The following is a 15,722-nucleotide window of genomic DNA, read 5'->3' as shown; positions in this document are numbered from 1 at the left end:
ATAAAAATACATAGTAAATTAGGGGGAATTTAGCATGCCGGAACAGAGATACCGCTGGAAAAGCAAACATATTAGACAGCAGCTTTTAGTATTAAACGGTCAAAAAGCACCAACTATTGTCTTAAAAGATGCAACATATTTGAACGCTCGAATGAAGCAGTGGAAAAAAGCACATATTTGGGTTTACCAAGATCGTATTGTATACGTTGGCTCAGAGATGCCTAAGCACACAGACGCTTCTACAGAGATTATAGACTGCAGTGAGAAATATGTGGTTCCTGGGTATATTGAGCCGCATGTTCACCCGTTTCAGTTATATAATCCCCAGACTTTTTCCCAATATGCAGCCAAGCACGGAACAACCACTTTATTTAATGATAATTTAATTCTCGCTTTACAGCTTGAACTAAAAACGGCATTTTCATTGATTGAAGAAATGAAAACGTTACCACAGTCACTGTATTGGTGGTGCAGATTTGATTCGCAGACAGAAATTGATGAAGAGGCTGATATCTTCTCACATACAAACATTACTTCTTGGCTACAAAATGAAGCTGTCTTACAAGGAGGCGAACTGACAAGTTGGCCGAAGCTTTTAGACGGAGATGATTTAATGCTTCACTGGGTTCAAGAGACAAAGCGGATGAGGAAGCATATTGAAGGACATTTCCCGGGGGCGTCAGCATTTACCTTAGCAAAAATGAAATTGCTCGGGGCAGACAGCGATCATGAGTCTATGACAGGGGAAGATGTTGTTGCACGGTTAACGCAAGGCTATGACGTCGCTTTGCGCCACTCCTCGATTCGTCCGGATTTACCAAAGTTGCTGCAGGAGTTAAAAGAGCTGAGAGTAGATTATTTTGACCACATTACGATGAATACAGACGGCTCTCCGCCTTCTTTTTACCAAAACGGCGTGTCAGATATGTTAATTACATTAGCTATTTCAGAAGGAGTTCCCGTGTTAGATGCTTATAATATGGTGTCTGTAAATATTGCTCGCTATTATAACATGGAACATTTGCATGGCCATGTAGCAACAGGCTGTGTGGCTAATATTAATATTTTAGAAGATCCTATGCGGCCTACTCCGGTATCTGTGCTAGCAAAAGGAAAGTGGATGAAAAAAGAAGGCAAAGAGCAAGCATTAGCCTCGGTAGAATTTCCTTGGGAAAAGTTTGGTTTTTCACCGTTAAAGTTAGACTTTGATTTAACGATGGACGATTTTCAATTTTCAATGCCAGTAGGCGTAAAAATGAAAAATGCTGTTATTATGGAGCCGTATTCCATTCACTTAAATGTGAGCGGAGATGTATTAGCCTCTGATCATGATGAAAGCTTTTTAGTGCTGGTGGACCGAGAAGGCAAGTGGCGCATCAATACGCTGTTAAAAGGATTTGCGACAAATGTATCGGGAATGGCGAGTTCATTTTCAAATACAGGTGATTTTATTTTAATTGGAAAATCGAAAAAAGATATGATGTGTGCATTTAAACGTATGAAAGAAATTGGCGGCGGTATTGTCATTACAGAAGGAGAGAAGGTAGTATATGAATTGGATCTTCCGTTAAAAGGAGTCATGTCGAATCTGCCGATGGAAGAGTTAAGTAAACGAGAGGTGGAACTCAAGAAAGTGCTGGGTGACCGAGGATACAAACACGATGATCCTGTCTATTCACTGCTGTTCTTTTCATCTACACATTTGCCTTATATTCGTATCACGCCAGTAGGAATTTATGACGTTATGAATAAAAAAGTACTTTTTCCGTCTATAATGCGTTAAAATATAAAAGTATCAAAGGAATTTGAAATTTGTATGAAATTGGCTGTCTTCATACAGAATGAATGTATGTGCAAATAAATATAGAAACTGTATTTTATAGATAGAAACAACCAGTAAAGAAAGCCAATGATAAAGGAGTTCGATACGATGCAAATCAACAAACTACGAGGAAAAGAATTAGATCAGCTATTTCAAGCGATTTTATCATTAGAAAACATTGAAGAATGCTATCAATTTTTTGATGACCTATGTACAGTTAATGAAATTCAATCATTAGCACAGCGCTTAGAAGTAGCAAGAATGCTAAGAGAAGGCAACACGTACCATAAAATTGAGACGGAAACTGGAGCAAGCACAGCGACTATTTCCCGTGTTAAACGCTGCTTGAATTATGGAAGCGATGCGTATCAAATGGTGTTAGAACGCCTTCAAGAAGATTCAAATCAAAAGTAAAGCGTATGGCTGAAGCAGCCATACGCTTATTTTTTTAATTAAAATTGAGTTGCTTCTTCAATGATATTTTTAAGGTCGCTAATTGCTACACGTTTTTGTTCCATTGTGTCGCGGTTACGAATTGTTACTTGATTGTCTTCTAATGAATCGAAGTCGAATGTAATACAGAAAGGCGTACCGATTTCATCATGGCGACGGTAACGTTTACCGATTGAACCAGCATCATCGTAGTCAATCATAAAGTGTTTTGCTAAATCTTCAAAGACAGCGCGCGCTTCGTTAGAAAGCTTTTTAGAAAGTGGCAATACAGCAGCTTTAAATGGTGCTAAAGCAGGGTGAAGCTGCATTACTGTACGAGATGAGCCGTCTTCTAACGTTTCTTCTTCATATGCATCAATCATATAAGCCAATGTTACACGGTCAGCACCTAAAGAAGGCTCGATGCAGTAAGGTACATAGCGTTCGTTTGTTTCTTGATCAACGTATTGGAAGTCTTCTCCAGAGTGTTCCATATGCTGCTTTAAGTCATAGTCTGTACGAGAAGCTACGCCCCATAGTTCGCCCCAGCCGAATGGGAATTTGTATTCAAAGTCTGTTGTTGCATTACTGTAGTGAGAAAGTTCATCATCATCATGGTCGCGAAGACGAACGTTTTCTTCTTTCATGCCAAGAGAAAGAAGCCATTTGTTACATGTTTCTTTCCAGTAGTTAAACCATTCTAATTCAGTGCCTGGTTTACAGAAGAATTCAAGCTCCATTTGTTCAAATTCACGTGTACGGAATGTGAAGTTACCAGGTGTAATTTCGTTACGGAAGCTTTTACCCACTTGGCCGATACCGAATGGAAGCTTTTTACGCATTGAGCGCTGAACGTTTTTAAAGTTTACGAAAATACCTTGAGCTGTTTCAGGACGAAGGTAAATTTCATTTGTTGATGTTTCAGTTACACCTTGGTGCGTTTTGAACATTAAGTTAAATTGACGAATTTCAGTGAAGTTAGCTGAACCACACTCAGGACATGTAATTTCATGTTCTTTAATTAAGTCAGCCATTGCATCAAATGAAAGGCCGTCTACGATCATTTCAATGCCTTTTTCTTGAAGCTTTTCTTCAATTAATTTATCAGCACGGTGACGAGCTTTACAATCCTTACAGTCGATCATTGGGTCATTAAAGTTTCCTAAGTGACCAGAAGCTTCCCATGTTTTTGGATTCATTAAAATCGCAGCGTCTAAACCAACGTTGTATGGAGATTCTTGAATGAATTTTTTCCACCATGCTTTTTTAATATTGTTTTTTAATTCTACGCCAAGCGGGCCGTAATCCCATGTATTTGCAAGACCGCCGTAAATTTCAGAACCTTGAAATACAAAGCCGCGATGTTTGGCGTGAGATACGATTTGATCCATTGTTTTTGACATTCTAATTCCTCCTGTAAATGGTAGTAATTCAAGCGAAACAAAAAGAGCGGGTACAAAAAAACTCTCGTCCCTGGGCATATCAACAATATGCCCAGGGACGAGAGTTTTTCCCGCGGTTCCACCCTGGTTGATACAAAATGTATCCACCTTCGTCTGTATATACTCCAGATTGCCTTTTCCTTAAACCATTCTCTAGGCTCCCACCGTCCCTAGTTCGCTTTGTGAAGAGGATTTAAGTACTATTGATCCTTCAGCGTATATCATATGAATTTTAGTAGCTATATATTAGCATATCCTATGCAGAGAAACAATAACCTTGTGCAAAATGGGCTTTTTTTGTGATGTTTTCTTCCGGATTTGAGGGTGAAACCATATCTTTTGTACATATTTTTTGAAAACAAAAAACGTGATGAAAAGTTCGGTTTTCCTTTCATTTCACCCTCTTAGTTTTGTTATAATGAACAAATGGACGAGCGCGAACTTTTAAGTGTAAAGAAATGGAGGAACCTATATGTATGATATTAAAGAGTGGAGACATGTCTTTAAATTAGATCCTAATAAAGAGATTTCAGATGCAGATTTGGAGAAAATTTGCGAATCCGGCACGGATGCGGTTCTTGTCGGAGGATCTGATGGAGTGACTCTAGACAATGTACTGCAGCTGTTAATGCGTATTCGCCGCTACACGGTGCCGTGTGCGCTTGAAGTATCAACAATTGACTCTGTAACGCCTGGGTTTGATTCTTATTTTATTCCGACCGTTTTAAACAGCAAGGATCCAAAGTGGATTGTTGATTTACATCACGCGGCGATGAAGGAATACGGAGAGATCATGGACTGGGATGAAATTTTTGTAGAAGGATACTGCGTACTTAACCCCGAAGCAAAAGTAGCTGAGCTAACGGAAGCGAAAACCGATTTGGATGCAGAAGATGTTGTAGCGTATGCTCGCATGGCTGAACGCATGTTTCATTTGCCCGTTTTCTATCTAGAATACAGCGGAACATATGGAGACCCTGCATTAGTGGCAGAAGTGAAAAATTCGCTAAATGAGACGAAGTTATTTTACGGCGGCGGTATTGAGACAAAAGAGCAAGCAAGTGAGATGGGAGAGCTAGCTGATACAGTTATTGTAGGAAATGTTATTTATACAAATTTATCGGAAGCATTAAAAACGGTAAAAGCGGTAAAAAAGAATATTGCACAGTGAAAAATAAATAAAGTAGAATAGAGAATATATGTTCGATATAGGCGGTGAAAACGTGAATTTTTTAAGTGAAAAATTATTAACAGGATTAAACCCTCAGCAGCAAGAGGCAGTTAAAACAACAGACGGACCATTATTACTTATGGCCGGTGCAGGAAGTGGGAAAACACGCGTATTAACGCATCGAATTGCGTTTTTAATGGCGGAAAAAGAAGTTGCACCTTGGAATATTTTAGCTATTACCTTCACAAACAAAGCAGCTCGTGAAATGAGAGAGCGTGTGGCAAGTATCGTTGGCGGAGTGGCAGAAGATATCTGGATTTCAACGTTCCACTCGATGTGCGTACGTATTTTACGAAGAGATATTGATCGTATTGGCTTTAATCGCAACTTTACGATTTTAGATTCAACGGATCAGCTGTCCGTTATTAAAAACATTTTAAAAGATCAAAACATCGACCCAAAAAAATTCGATCCGCGCTCGCTATTAGGAAGCATTAGTTCAGCTAAAAATGAACTGAAAGTAGCGGAAGAATTTGATAAAACAGCAGCAGGACCATATGAAGAAGTTGTAAGTAAAGTCTATAAAGAGTATGAAAAGCGTTTAAAGAAAAACCAAGCGCTCGATTTTGATGATTTGATTATGACAACGATTCAGTTATTTAAACGAGTTCCTGAAGTGTTAACGTACTATCAGCGCAAGTTTCAATATATTCATGTGGACGAGTATCAAGATACAAACCATGCACAATATATGCTGGTTCGCTTGCTAGCCGCACGATTTGAAAATGTATGCGTAGTAGGGGATTCAGATCAGTCTATTTACCGCTGGCGCGGGGCTGATATTACAAATATCTTGTCATTTGAAAAAGATTACCCAAAAGCCAAAACCATTTTGCTTGAACAAAATTATCGTTCAACGAAAACGATTTTGGCTGCGGCAAACGGCGTCATTGCAAACAATATGAATCGTAAAGTGAAAAACTTATGGACGGAAAACGATGAAGGCCAGAAGATTTATCATTACCAAGCAATGAGTGAGCATGATGAGGCACAGTTTGTAGCACGTAAAATCAAAGAAGCAGTAGACAGCGGCAAACGTAAATATAGCGATTTTGCCATTTTGTATCGTACAAATGCACAGTCGCGTGTAATGGAGGAAGTACTGCTAAAATCTAATATTAACTATACAATTGTCGGCGGGATTAAGTTCTACGACCGCAAAGAGATTAAAGATTTGCTTGCGTACTTGCGCTTAATTGCCAACCAAGATGATGACATTAGCTTAGCTCGTATTGTGAACGTTCCAAAACGCGGAGTTGGAGCTACTTCAGTCGATAAAGTAGCCAATTACGGAAACGTTCATGACATTTCTATTTTCAAAGCGCTTGATGAAGTAGAATTGATGGGGTTAACGGGTAAAGCAACAAAGGCACTTCGTGATTTCCAATCCATGATTTCAAACTTAGCTCAAATGCAAGACTATATGTCTGTAACAGAGCTTGTGGAACAAGTATTAGAAAGAACAGGGTACCGTGAAGCGCTTAAAGTAGAAAAAACAATTGAAGCACAAAGTCGCTTAGAGAATATTGATGAGTTTTTATCTGTTACAAAAACGTTTGAAGAAGCAAGCGAAGATAAGAGCTTAGTAGCATTTTTAACCGATTTAGCGCTTGTTGCTGATATCGATAAGCTTGACGACGAGGAAGAAGAAGAGAACGAACAAGTGATTCTGATGACGCTTCACTCAGCAAAAGGTCTAGAGTTCCCGGTTGTTTTCCTAATGGGTATGGAAGAAGGCGTATTCCCTCATAGCCGATCGTTATTCGAAGATAATGAAATGGAAGAAGAACGACGCTTAGCCTACGTAGGGATTACACGTGCTGAACAAGAATTGTATTTATTAAATGCTCAAATGCGTACACTATTTGGTAAAACAAACGTCAATCCAAAATCGCGCTTCATTGGAGAAATCCCAAGCGAGCTTGTGGAATCTTTAAATGAAACGATGCGCAAGCCTGCTGCTGGTCGTTCAGGGGCTTCAGCTTCGCCGTTTGCAGCGCGCCGACAAGCGGCCGTGGCAAAAACGAAGCTTGTATCAACGGGCAGTGAATCGATTGGATGGAGCGTTGGAGATAAGGCCGAGCATAAAAAATGGGGAATTGGTACAGTTGTGAGTGTAAAAGGAGAAGGAGACTCAAAAGAATTAGACATTGCTTTTCCTAGTCCTACAGGTGTAAAAAGACTGCTTGCTAAATTTGCCCCGGTTACGAAAGTGTAATCGTGAAAAGGAGCTAGAATATGGAGTTTGAGACAGCAAAATCACGCGTTCAAGAATTACGTGACTTATTAAATCAATATGGTTATGAATATTATGTGTTAGATCAGCCATCTGTTCCAGATGCAGAATACGATAAATTAATGAATGAGTTAATTGAAATAGAAGAATCGTTTCCAGAATTAAAAACAGCTGACTCACCTACTCAGCGCATCGGCGGCCAAGTGCTCGATGCGTTTGAGAAGGTTCAGCATCAAACGTCTATGCTAAGTTTAGGAAATGCATTTAATGAAGAAGACCTTCGAGATTTTGATCGCCGAGTGCGCCAAGCCGTTGAAGACGAGTTTTCTTATGTATGCGAACTTAAAATTGACGGCCTTGCTGTATCTCTTCGCTATGAAGATGGATACTTAGTGCTGGGTGCTACGCGCGGAGATGGTACGACTGGTGAAAATATTACTGAAAACTTAAAAACAATTCGCTCGATTCCACTGCGAATTAAAGAACCGTTATCAATGGAAGTTCGCGGAGAAGCATTTATGCCGAGGAAATCATTCGAAGCACTTAATGAAGCAAAAATGGAAAGAGATGAAGTTCCGTTTGCTAACCCCCGTAACGCAGCTGCTGGCTCACTGCGTCAGCTAGATCCTAAAATTGCGGCAAAACGTAATTTAGATATCTTTGTCTATGCCATGACTGATACAGGAGAATTAGAAATCGACTCTCACAGCGAAAGTTTGAATTTACTCGATGATCTTGGCTTTAAAACAAATAAGGAAAGACAGACGTGTGAAACCATTGATGATGTGATTGCTTATATCGAAAGCTGGCAAACGAAACGTCCAGAACTATCTTATGATATTGATGGCATTGTTGTAAAAGTAGATTCATTTGATCAGCAGGCTGAGCTTGGAACAACGGCCAAGAGTCCACGCTGGGCTATTGCTTATAAGTTTCCTGCTGAAGAAGTTGTAACCAAGCTTGTAAATATTGAGCTGACGGTAGGCCGGACAGGTGTCATTACGCCAACAGCTATTTTGGAGCCGGTTCAAGTAGCAGGTACGACGGTACAGCGTGCGTCTCTTCATAATGAAGATTTGATTCGTGAAAAGGACATTCGCATCGGCGATTATGTCGTGGTGAAAAAAGCAGGAGATATTATTCCTGAAGTAGTGAATGTGATTGAAGAGAAGCGAACGGGAGAAGAGCAAGAGTTTACGATGCCCACTCACTGCCCTGAATGTGAAAGTGAACTGGTGCGTTTAGAAGGAGAAGTTGCGCTTCGCTGCATTAATCCAAGCTGTCCTGCTCAAATTCGTGAAGGACTTATTCATTTCGTGTCCCGCAATGCGATGAACATTGATGGACTTGGTGAAAAAGTTATATCACAATTATTTCGTGAACAGTTAATTAAAGATGTAGCGGATATTTATACGCTGACAAAACAGCAGTTAATCGAGCTTGAGCGCATGGGTGAGAAATCTGCGGATAATTTGATTGCGGCCATCGAAGCTTCTAAAGAAAATTCGCTTGAGCGTTTGCTTTTTGGTTTGGGCATTCGCCACGTTGGAGCAAAAGCTGCAAAGACGTTAGCTCAGCACTTTGAAACCATAGACAAGTTAACAAAAGCAACGTATGATGAATTAGTGGCAATTAATGAAATTGGTGCCAAAATGGCTGATGCTATTGTCGCTTACTTTACACAAGAAGAGGTTCAAGAACTTATACATGAATTAAAAGAGTATGGAGTAAACCTTACATACAAAGGACCCAAGCTTGTAAGTGTAGAAAATGTAGATTCTGTTTTTGCTGGTAAAACCGTTGTATTAACAGGTAAGCTTGAACAGCTATCTCGCAATGAGGCAAAAGCACAAATTGAAGCACTTGGCGGTAAAGTCACAGGAAGCGTAAGTAAAAAGACAGACCTTGTTGTGGCAGGGGAAGAGGCTGGTTCCAAACTGACAAAAGCTAACGAGCTTGAAATTGAAGTATGGGATGAAGCAAGGCTACTTACGGAATTAAATAAATAAGAGGTGTGTGTAGTTGAAAAAGATATTGTTACTTTCTCTTGCGGTCATGCTTGTAACTTCAGCGTGTGCACCGAACCTTTCGGACGATAAAGAGACTGTTCAACAAACCAACAACAAGAAAGAAAAAGCAGTTATTCCGAAGTATAGTATTTCAGACGATTATTACCGAACAATTCTTCCATTTAAAGCGGGAGTGGCAAGAGGCTTAGTAGCAGCAAACTTAAATAACCGCTTGGATGCGCAAGAATTTGAAACAGGCTTAATGCGCTTATCGACAGATAGCTATTCTCCGAAAAAATATGTGTATCAAGAAGGCCAGTACCTTGATAAAGATACTATTCGCTCATGGTTAAGCCGTAAGCTGAGTGATAAACAGTTTAAAAATATTCAAAGCAAAACAAAAGATGATACGGCGAAAAAGAAGCTTAAAAACAATGGGTTAAACCCAATTGATACAGAAAAAGGCGATTTGAAAACGCGCAACGAAGCGAGTCCAATGTACTTAGCGAACATTACTGAACAAGACTACCTTATTCAAGACGGAGACGACAAGGTAAAACTTGGAGGCGTCACAATTGGCTTAGCGATGAATTCTGTTCATTATTATACAGAGGAAAATGGTTATGCACGTGAAGTGAAGCTTACAAATAAAGAGATTGAAGCGCAAGGAAAGCAAATGGCAGATGAAATTGTTAAGCGTATGCGCAACATCAAAGGCTTAGAAAATGTTCCAGTTCGAGTAGCATTATTCAAACAAAGTGCTAAGTCCTCTTTAACACCGGGTAACTTTATAGCTGTCGGAAATGCAGGTTCAAATGATACGGCCGTTGGCAGCTGGGATAATTTAGATGAGAAATATTATTTATTCCCATCATCAGATGCAACAAAAGACCATCGAGACGATGCGATGAAATTTGATGAGTTTAAAGCGCAAATCGAAGACTACTTCCCGAACTTTACAAGCGTAGTAGGGAAAGGGTATTACAAAGATGGACAGCTTCAAAAAATGACGATTGATATTCCCGTACAATTTTATGGAAAAGGTGAAATTGTAGGATTTACTCAGTACGTTGCTGGTTTAATGCTTGATCATTTCCCTTCATATATGGAAACGAGTATCTCTATTAACTCAGTAAGCGGACCGGAAGCTCTCATTGTTAGAAAAGCAGATGAAGACAAGCCGTTCGTTCATATTTACGAAGAGTAAGCAAAAAAAGACACTGCTCAAGCAGTGTCTTTTTTTAATTCTATGAAATTGCCTCCTATGAAGAAATGGCGTGAGAATTTTGTCTCGTAAACTTAGCAAGATAATAAGCAGCAAATGCAAATGCATCTTGTTCGGTTGTCCGCTCTTCATACGGGCGTTTTTTATCCAGCTCAAATTCTTTCTGATAATAAGGGATGTGATCTTGAATATAGTGACGCAGCTCGTGAAAGATGGTTTCAACAAGCGGAAGGTAGTCATCAAATTTAAAAATAAATATAATGCCGACTTCTCGCCAGTAAACACCTGAGGCAAACTGCAGGTATTCTGCTTCTTCTTCTCCAAGAGCGGAGACAATTTTATTGGCTTCACATGAATCACAAAAAATGATAGGAATATGAAAGGCTTTATTTAAACAAGCAAAAACATCTTTTTGCAAGGTGGATAAATCCCACTTGAATTCTTCATCTAATACAAACCATCTTCCGCTTTGCTGATACACAGGGCGCTGGTGGATGACTGACTGTATAAGTATTTTATTCAATTTTTATAGCACCTCTTTTACGGTAAAGTAGTTATTCGTTTTCTTTACTTTCCCAAAGACTAGTGAAATTAAAACATGGTGGTGTGTTCTTCTAAAGCATGTTTCTCTTTCTATCTATCTTTTCTACAAAGAAGGTTATTTTATACCTATGCAAGAGAGAAATATTTTATGACGAAGGAAAAGTATGGAATGTTGTTTGAATGAAATAGATTTGGTATAAAATAGAAGTGATAAATGTAAGCCCTGTCTTGTCTGGCGGGGTTTTTAATATTTTAGGAACTAGTCTCAGAAATGTTGCCTGTTGCTAGTGAAGTTTGGTATTATCAGTATATTGTAGTGGGACGAATATTCGGAGGTGAAGGAACATGTCAAGAATTTCTGTTGATCAAGTAAAACACGTTGCAAACTTAGCGAGACTTGCGGTGACGGATGACGAAGCAGAACTATTTACAAAACAATTAGATGCTATTATTACATATGCAGAACAATTAGATGAGCTAGATACTACAAATGTAAAACCAACTTCTCACGTATTGGATATGAAAAACGTGATGCGTGAAGATAAGCCAGCTAAAGGCTTACCAATTGAAGACGTAGTAAAAAACGCGCCAGACCACAAGGATGGCTACATTCGAGTACCAACTATTTTAGAATAAGGAAGGAGGCTTTACGATGTCTTTATTCGATCGTAAACTTTCAGAACTACATAGCCTTTTACACAAGAAAGAAGTACGTGTACAAGATTTAGTAGACGAATCATACAAACGTATTAATGAAGTAGATGATAAAGTAGGTGCGTTCTTAGCGCTTAATGAAGACAATGCTCGTGCTTATGCAAAAGAGCTAGATGAAGCATTACAAACAAAAGATGAATTTGGCCTATTATTTGGTATGCCAATCGGTGTAAAAGATAATATTGTCACAAAAGATTTACGTACAACTTGCTCTAGTAAAATTCTAGCAAACTTTGATCCGATTTATGATGCAACAGTTGTTCAAAAACTGCAGGCAGCTGAAGCGGTAACAATCGGTAAATTAAATATGGATGAATTCGCAATGGGTTCTTCAACTGAAAACTCAGGTCTTCAGTTAACGCGCAACCCATGGAATTTAGATTACGTACCGGGTGGATTTAGCGGTGGTTCAGCTGCAGCTGTAGCAGCAGGCGAAGTTCCGTTCTCTTTAGGTTCTGATACAGGTGGTTCAATTCGTCAGCCAGCTGCTTATTGCGGTGTTGTTGGATTAAAACCAACGTATGGTCGCGTATCTCGTTACGGATTAGTGGCATTTGCATCTTCTTTAGATCAAATCGGACCAATCACAAATTCTGTTGAAGATAATGCATACTTACTTCAAGCAATTTCAGGCGTAGACCCAATGGATTCTACTTCTGCTAATGTTGATGTACCGGATTATGTATCTGCTTTAACAGGTGACGTAAAAGGCCTTAAAATTGCTGTTCCAAAAGAATACTTAGGCGAAGGTGTGGGCGAAGAAGCTCGCCAGTCTGTTTTAGATGCACTAAAAGTGTTAGAAGGACTAGGCGCAACTTGGGAAGAAGTATCGCTTCCACACTCTAAATACGCATTAGCTACGTATTATCTATTATCTTCTTCTGAAGCGTCTGCTAACTTATCTCGTTTTGACGGCGTTCGCTACGGATACCGTACAGATAATGCTGAGAACTTAATCGAAATGTACAAGCAGTCTCGAAGCGAAGGCTTTGGAAACGAAGTAAAACGCCGTATCATGCTTGGGACATTTGCGTTAAGCTCTGGTTATTATGATGCTTACTACAAAAAAGCACAGCAAGTACGTACGTTAATTAAGCAAGACTTTGAGTCTGTATTTGAAAACTATGACGTTATCATTGGACCGACTACACCAACTCCATCATTCAAAATTGGTGAGAAAACAGATGATCCATTAACAATGTATGCAAACGATATTTTAACAATCCCAGTAAACCTTGCTGGAGTACCTGGTATTTCTGTGCCTTGCGGCTTATCAAATGGATTGCCATTAGGGTTACAAATTATCGGTAAGCATTTCGACGAAAGCACAATCTATCGTGTTGCTCATGCATTCGAACAAGCAACTGAGCATCATAAAGCGAAACCAGCACTGTAAGGGGTGAGATAAAGATGAACTTTGAAACGATTATTGGTCTTGAAGTACACGTTGAGCTTAAGACAAAATCTAAAATTTTCTCAGCAAGTCCAAACGCATTTGGTGCGGCTCCAAATGCTAACACAAGTGTAATTGACTTAGGTTATCCTGGCGTACTACCTGTGTTAAACAAAGAAGCAGTTGATTTTGCAATGAAAGCGGCGCTTGCGCTAAACTGTGAAATCGCAACAGATACAAAGTTTGATCGTAAAAACTATTTCTATCCGGATAACCCAAAAGCTTATCAAATCTCTCAATTTGATAAACCAATTGGCGAGAACGGTTGGATTGAAGTAGAAGTTAAAGGTGAAACGAAGCGCATTCGTATCAACCGACTTCATTTAGAAGAAGATGCTGGTAAGTTAACGCATACAGGCGATGGCTATTCACTAGTAGACTTCAACCGTCAAGGTACACCTCTAATTGAGATTGTATCGGAAGCAGATATGCGTTCTCCTGAAGAAGCATATGCTTATTTAGAAAAACTAAAATCAATCATTCAATATACAGGCGTATCTGACTGTAAAATGGAAGAAGGTTCACTTCGCTGTGATGCCAATATTTCTTTACGTCCAGTTGGACAAGAAGAGTTTGGTACAAAAGCTGAGCTAAAGAACTTAAACTCATTTAACTATGTGCGCCGCGGTCTTGAACACGAAGAAATTCGTCAAGAAAAAGTGTTATTGTCTGGTGGCCTAATCGAGCAGGAAACACGCCGTTTTGATGAGTCTACGGGTGAAACAATTCTGATGCGTGTAAAAGAAGGATCTGACGACTACCGCTACTTCCCAGAGCCTGACTTATTAGAATTACACATCGACGAAGAGTGGAAAGAACGCGTTCGTGCTTCAATTCCTGAACTTCCAGATGCTCGTAAAAAGCGCTATGTAGAAGAGCTTGGCTTACCTGCTTATGATGCTATGGTATTAACGCTAACAAAAGAAATGTCTGATTTCTTTGAAGCAACACTTGCTGCGGGCGGAGATGCGAAGCTATCTTCTAACTGGTTAATGGGCGAAGTTTCTGCTTACTTAAACTCAAACCAAAAAGAACTTTCAGATGTAGCCTTAACACCTGAAGGCCTAGCTGGTATGATTCAATTAATTCAAGAAGGTACAATTTCGTCTAAAATTGCGAAAAAAGTATTCAAAGAATTAATTGAAAATGGCGGAGATGCAAAGGAAATTGTAAAAGAAAAAGGTCTTGTACAAATTTCTGATGATGCAACTTTACGCAAATTCGTAACAGATGCATTAGATGCAAACCCTCAATCTATTGAAGATTTCAAAAACGGTAAGGATCGTGCAATTGGCTTCTTAGTTGGTCAAATTATGAAAGCTTCAAAAGGCCAAGCGAACCCACCGATGGTTAATAAAATTCTTTTAGAAGAAATTAATAAACGCTAAATTTGATAACTAAATGTGAGGTGGGTATCCATCTCACATTTATTATGAGTAAGGGCGATCGCGCTGAAGGTATGAATAAAAACCGAAACGTGAATATTGTATATCAAGGTTAATTTCTTTATAATATGTTTGTTCATGCCCCCTCTTGTTGATGATGTAATGTGAGGGGGCATTCTTTCACTGATAAAAGTAGGCAAAGATTTGTGACAAATTATCATTATTAGGATGATGAATATGAAAAGAGCGAGAATTATTTATAACCCGACATCGGGCCGTGAAATTTTTAAGAAAAACTTACCGGAAGTTTTGCAAAAGCTAGAGCAAGCAGGCTACGAAACATCTTGTCATGCTACAACTTGTGCTGGTGATGCAACAGAAGCTGCTAAAGTAGCAGTAGAACGTCGCTTTGACGTTGTAATCGCAGCTGGTGGAGACGGTACCATCAATGAAGTCGTAAACGGTATCGCTGGACAAGACTATCGTCCCCAACTAGGTATTATTCCTGTTGGAACAACCAATGACTTTGCTCGTGCCATTAATGTGCCGCGTACGATTGAAGGCGCTATTGATGTCATTGTAGAAGGCGTAACAAAGCCAATTGACTTGGGCTGTGTAACAAACGATGGAGAAACGCATTACTTTGTAAATATCGCCGGAGGCGGCCGTTTAACTGAATTAACATATGAAGTGCCAAGCAAGTTAAAAACAATGCTTGGACAGCTAGCTTACTATTTAAAAGGCATGGAAATGCTTCCTTCTATTAAACCAACATCTGTTGAAATTGAGTATGACGGAAAATTCTTTGGCGGCGAGATTATGTTCTTCCTTGTTTCCTTAACGAACTCAGTCGGCGGTTTTGAAAAGCTGGCACCAGATTCCTCTTTAGATGACGGCATGTTTGATTTAATTATTTTAAAGAAAGCAAATTTAGCTGAATTTATTCGAATTGCGACACTTGCGCTGCGAGGGGAACACATCAATGATCCTCATATTATTTATACAAAAGCGAACCGTGTTAAAATTCATACAAATGATAAAATGCAGTTAAATCTAGATGGCGAGTACGGCGGGTTATTGCCTGGGGAATTTGTAAACTTATATCGCCATGTAGAAATCTTTGTTCCAAAAGCAACAGCTGAATTGATGGAAAAAAATGAGATCGCCTAATTGCGATCTTTTTTCATGCTTTTCTTTGTTTGGCTTTGGCTCTTATGGTACAATCAGTTC

12 protein-coding genes are annotated in these 15,722 nt (G+C 39.3%); 10 read left to right on the top strand and 2 right to left on the bottom strand.

Translation table 11 applies throughout. From position 1 onward, the window contains the following. Positions 1-34: 34 nt before the first annotated feature. Positions 35-1,783 carry an adenine deaminase C-terminal domain-containing protein gene (locus tag ACXAE4_RS26475; RefSeq protein WP_289578664.1) on the top strand — a complete coding sequence of 583 codons (1,749 nt, stop codon included), beginning with the start codon at positions 35-37 and terminating at the stop codon, positions 1,781-1,783. Between the two features lie 147 nt (positions 1,784-1,930). Continuing rightward, entirely contained in the window at positions 1,931-2,236 is a 306-nt protein-coding gene (locus ACXAE4_RS26470) for a YerC/YecD family TrpR-related protein (RefSeq protein WP_013055048.1), read from the top strand. Positions 2,237-2,274: 38 nt separating this feature from the next. Here the strand turns inward: ACXAE4_RS26470 and ACXAE4_RS26465 are convergent, their stop codons facing one another. Next, positions 2,275-3,657 carry a glycine--tRNA ligase gene (locus ACXAE4_RS26465; RefSeq protein ID WP_028412526.1) on the bottom strand — a complete coding sequence of 461 codons (1,383 nt, stop codon included), beginning with the start codon at positions 3,655-3,657 and terminating at the stop codon, positions 2,275-2,277. Between the two features lie 511 nt (positions 3,658-4,168). Between ACXAE4_RS26465 and pcrB the strand changes: the two genes are divergently transcribed. From pcrB to ACXAE4_RS26445, 4 genes are read left to right on the top strand one after another with little or no spacing between them, the layout of a single operon-like run. Continuing rightward, positions 4,169-4,867: a heptaprenylglyceryl phosphate synthase gene (pcrB, locus tag ACXAE4_RS26460; protein WP_028412525.1), complete on the top strand. Its 699-nt coding sequence runs from the start codon at positions 4,169-4,171 to the stop codon at positions 4,865-4,867. A gap of 52 nt (positions 4,868-4,919) precedes the next feature. Next, complete coding sequence (gene pcrA, locus ACXAE4_RS26455; protein ID WP_028412524.1) at positions 4,920-7,145, top strand: DNA helicase PcrA; 2,226 nt, start codon at positions 4,920-4,922, stop codon at positions 7,143-7,145. A gap of 20 nt (positions 7,146-7,165) precedes the next feature. After that, complete coding sequence (ligA, locus tag ACXAE4_RS26450; protein WP_028412523.1) at positions 7,166-9,172, top strand: NAD-dependent DNA ligase LigA; 2,007 nt, start codon at positions 7,166-7,168, stop codon at positions 9,170-9,172. Between the two features lie 13 nt (positions 9,173-9,185). Further along, positions 9,186-10,379 (top strand): CamS family sex pheromone protein, encoded by a 1,194-nt coding sequence (locus ACXAE4_RS26445; RefSeq protein WP_475237294.1) that lies wholly within the window; start codon positions 9,186-9,188, stop codon positions 10,377-10,379. A gap of 55 nt (positions 10,380-10,434) precedes the next feature. Here the strand turns inward: ACXAE4_RS26445 and ACXAE4_RS26440 are convergent, their stop codons facing one another. Further along, on the bottom strand, positions 10,435-10,920 hold the full coding sequence (locus tag ACXAE4_RS26440; RefSeq protein ID WP_047751762.1) for a DUF3920 family protein: 486 nt from the start codon (positions 10,918-10,920) through the stop codon (positions 10,435-10,437). A gap of 365 nt (positions 10,921-11,285) precedes the next feature. Between ACXAE4_RS26440 and gatC the strand changes: the two genes are divergently transcribed. From gatC to ACXAE4_RS26420, 4 genes are all read left to right on the top strand, one after another. Then, positions 11,286-11,576 (top strand): Asp-tRNA(Asn)/Glu-tRNA(Gln) amidotransferase subunit GatC, encoded by a 291-nt coding sequence (gene gatC / locus ACXAE4_RS26435; protein WP_013055055.1) that lies wholly within the window; start codon positions 11,286-11,288, stop codon positions 11,574-11,576. Between the two features lie 16 nt (positions 11,577-11,592). Beyond that, positions 11,593-13,050, top strand: coding sequence for an Asp-tRNA(Asn)/Glu-tRNA(Gln) amidotransferase subunit GatA (gene gatA, locus ACXAE4_RS26430; protein ID WP_475237291.1), 1,458 nt, complete (start codon positions 11,593-11,595; stop codon positions 13,048-13,050). Between the two features lie 14 nt (positions 13,051-13,064). Beyond that, the gene (gatB, locus tag ACXAE4_RS26425) at positions 13,065-14,495 is read left to right on the top strand and encodes an Asp-tRNA(Asn)/Glu-tRNA(Gln) amidotransferase subunit GatB (RefSeq protein ID WP_274863155.1); all 1,431 of its coding nucleotides are present in this window, start codon (positions 13,065-13,067) and stop codon (positions 14,493-14,495) included. A gap of 234 nt (positions 14,496-14,729) precedes the next feature. After that, the gene (locus ACXAE4_RS26420; protein WP_016762783.1) at positions 14,730-15,662 is read left to right on the top strand and encodes a diacylglycerol kinase; all 933 of its coding nucleotides are present in this window, start codon (positions 14,730-14,732) and stop codon (positions 15,660-15,662) included. Positions 15,663-15,722: the final 60 nt, after the last annotated feature.

The organism is Priestia sp. ABM2_011 (assembly GCF_056158845.1).
This window is presented reverse-complemented; position numbering and strand designations above follow the sequence as displayed.

Excerpts from the sequence above, each read along its gene's own strand:
- gatC (WP_013055055.1), top strand. The coding sequence starts at position 11,286 with ATGTCAAGAATTTCTGTTGATCAAGTAAAACACGTTGCAAACTTAGCG.
- ACXAE4_RS26475 (WP_289578664.1), top strand. The coding sequence starts at position 35 with ATGCCGGAACAGAGATACCGCTGGAAAAGCAAACATATTAGACAGCAG.
- ACXAE4_RS26470 (WP_013055048.1), top strand. The coding sequence starts at position 1,931 with ATGCAAATCAACAAACTACGAGGAAAAGAATTAGATCAGCTATTTCAA.
- ligA (WP_028412523.1), top strand. The coding sequence starts at position 7,166 with ATGGAGTTTGAGACAGCAAAATCACGCGTTCAAGAATTACGTGACTTA.
- gatB (WP_274863155.1), top strand. The coding sequence starts at position 13,065 with ATGAACTTTGAAACGATTATTGGTCTTGAAGTACACGTTGAGCTTAAG.
- ACXAE4_RS26465 (WP_028412526.1), bottom strand. The coding sequence starts at position 3,657 with ATGTCAAAAACAATGGATCAAATCGTATCTCACGCCAAACATCGCGGC.
- ACXAE4_RS26420 (WP_016762783.1), top strand. The coding sequence starts at position 14,730 with ATGAAAAGAGCGAGAATTATTTATAACCCGACATCGGGCCGTGAAATT.
- pcrB (WP_028412525.1), top strand. The coding sequence starts at position 4,169 with ATGTATGATATTAAAGAGTGGAGACATGTCTTTAAATTAGATCCTAAT.
- gatA (WP_475237291.1), top strand. The coding sequence starts at position 11,593 with ATGTCTTTATTCGATCGTAAACTTTCAGAACTACATAGCCTTTTACAC.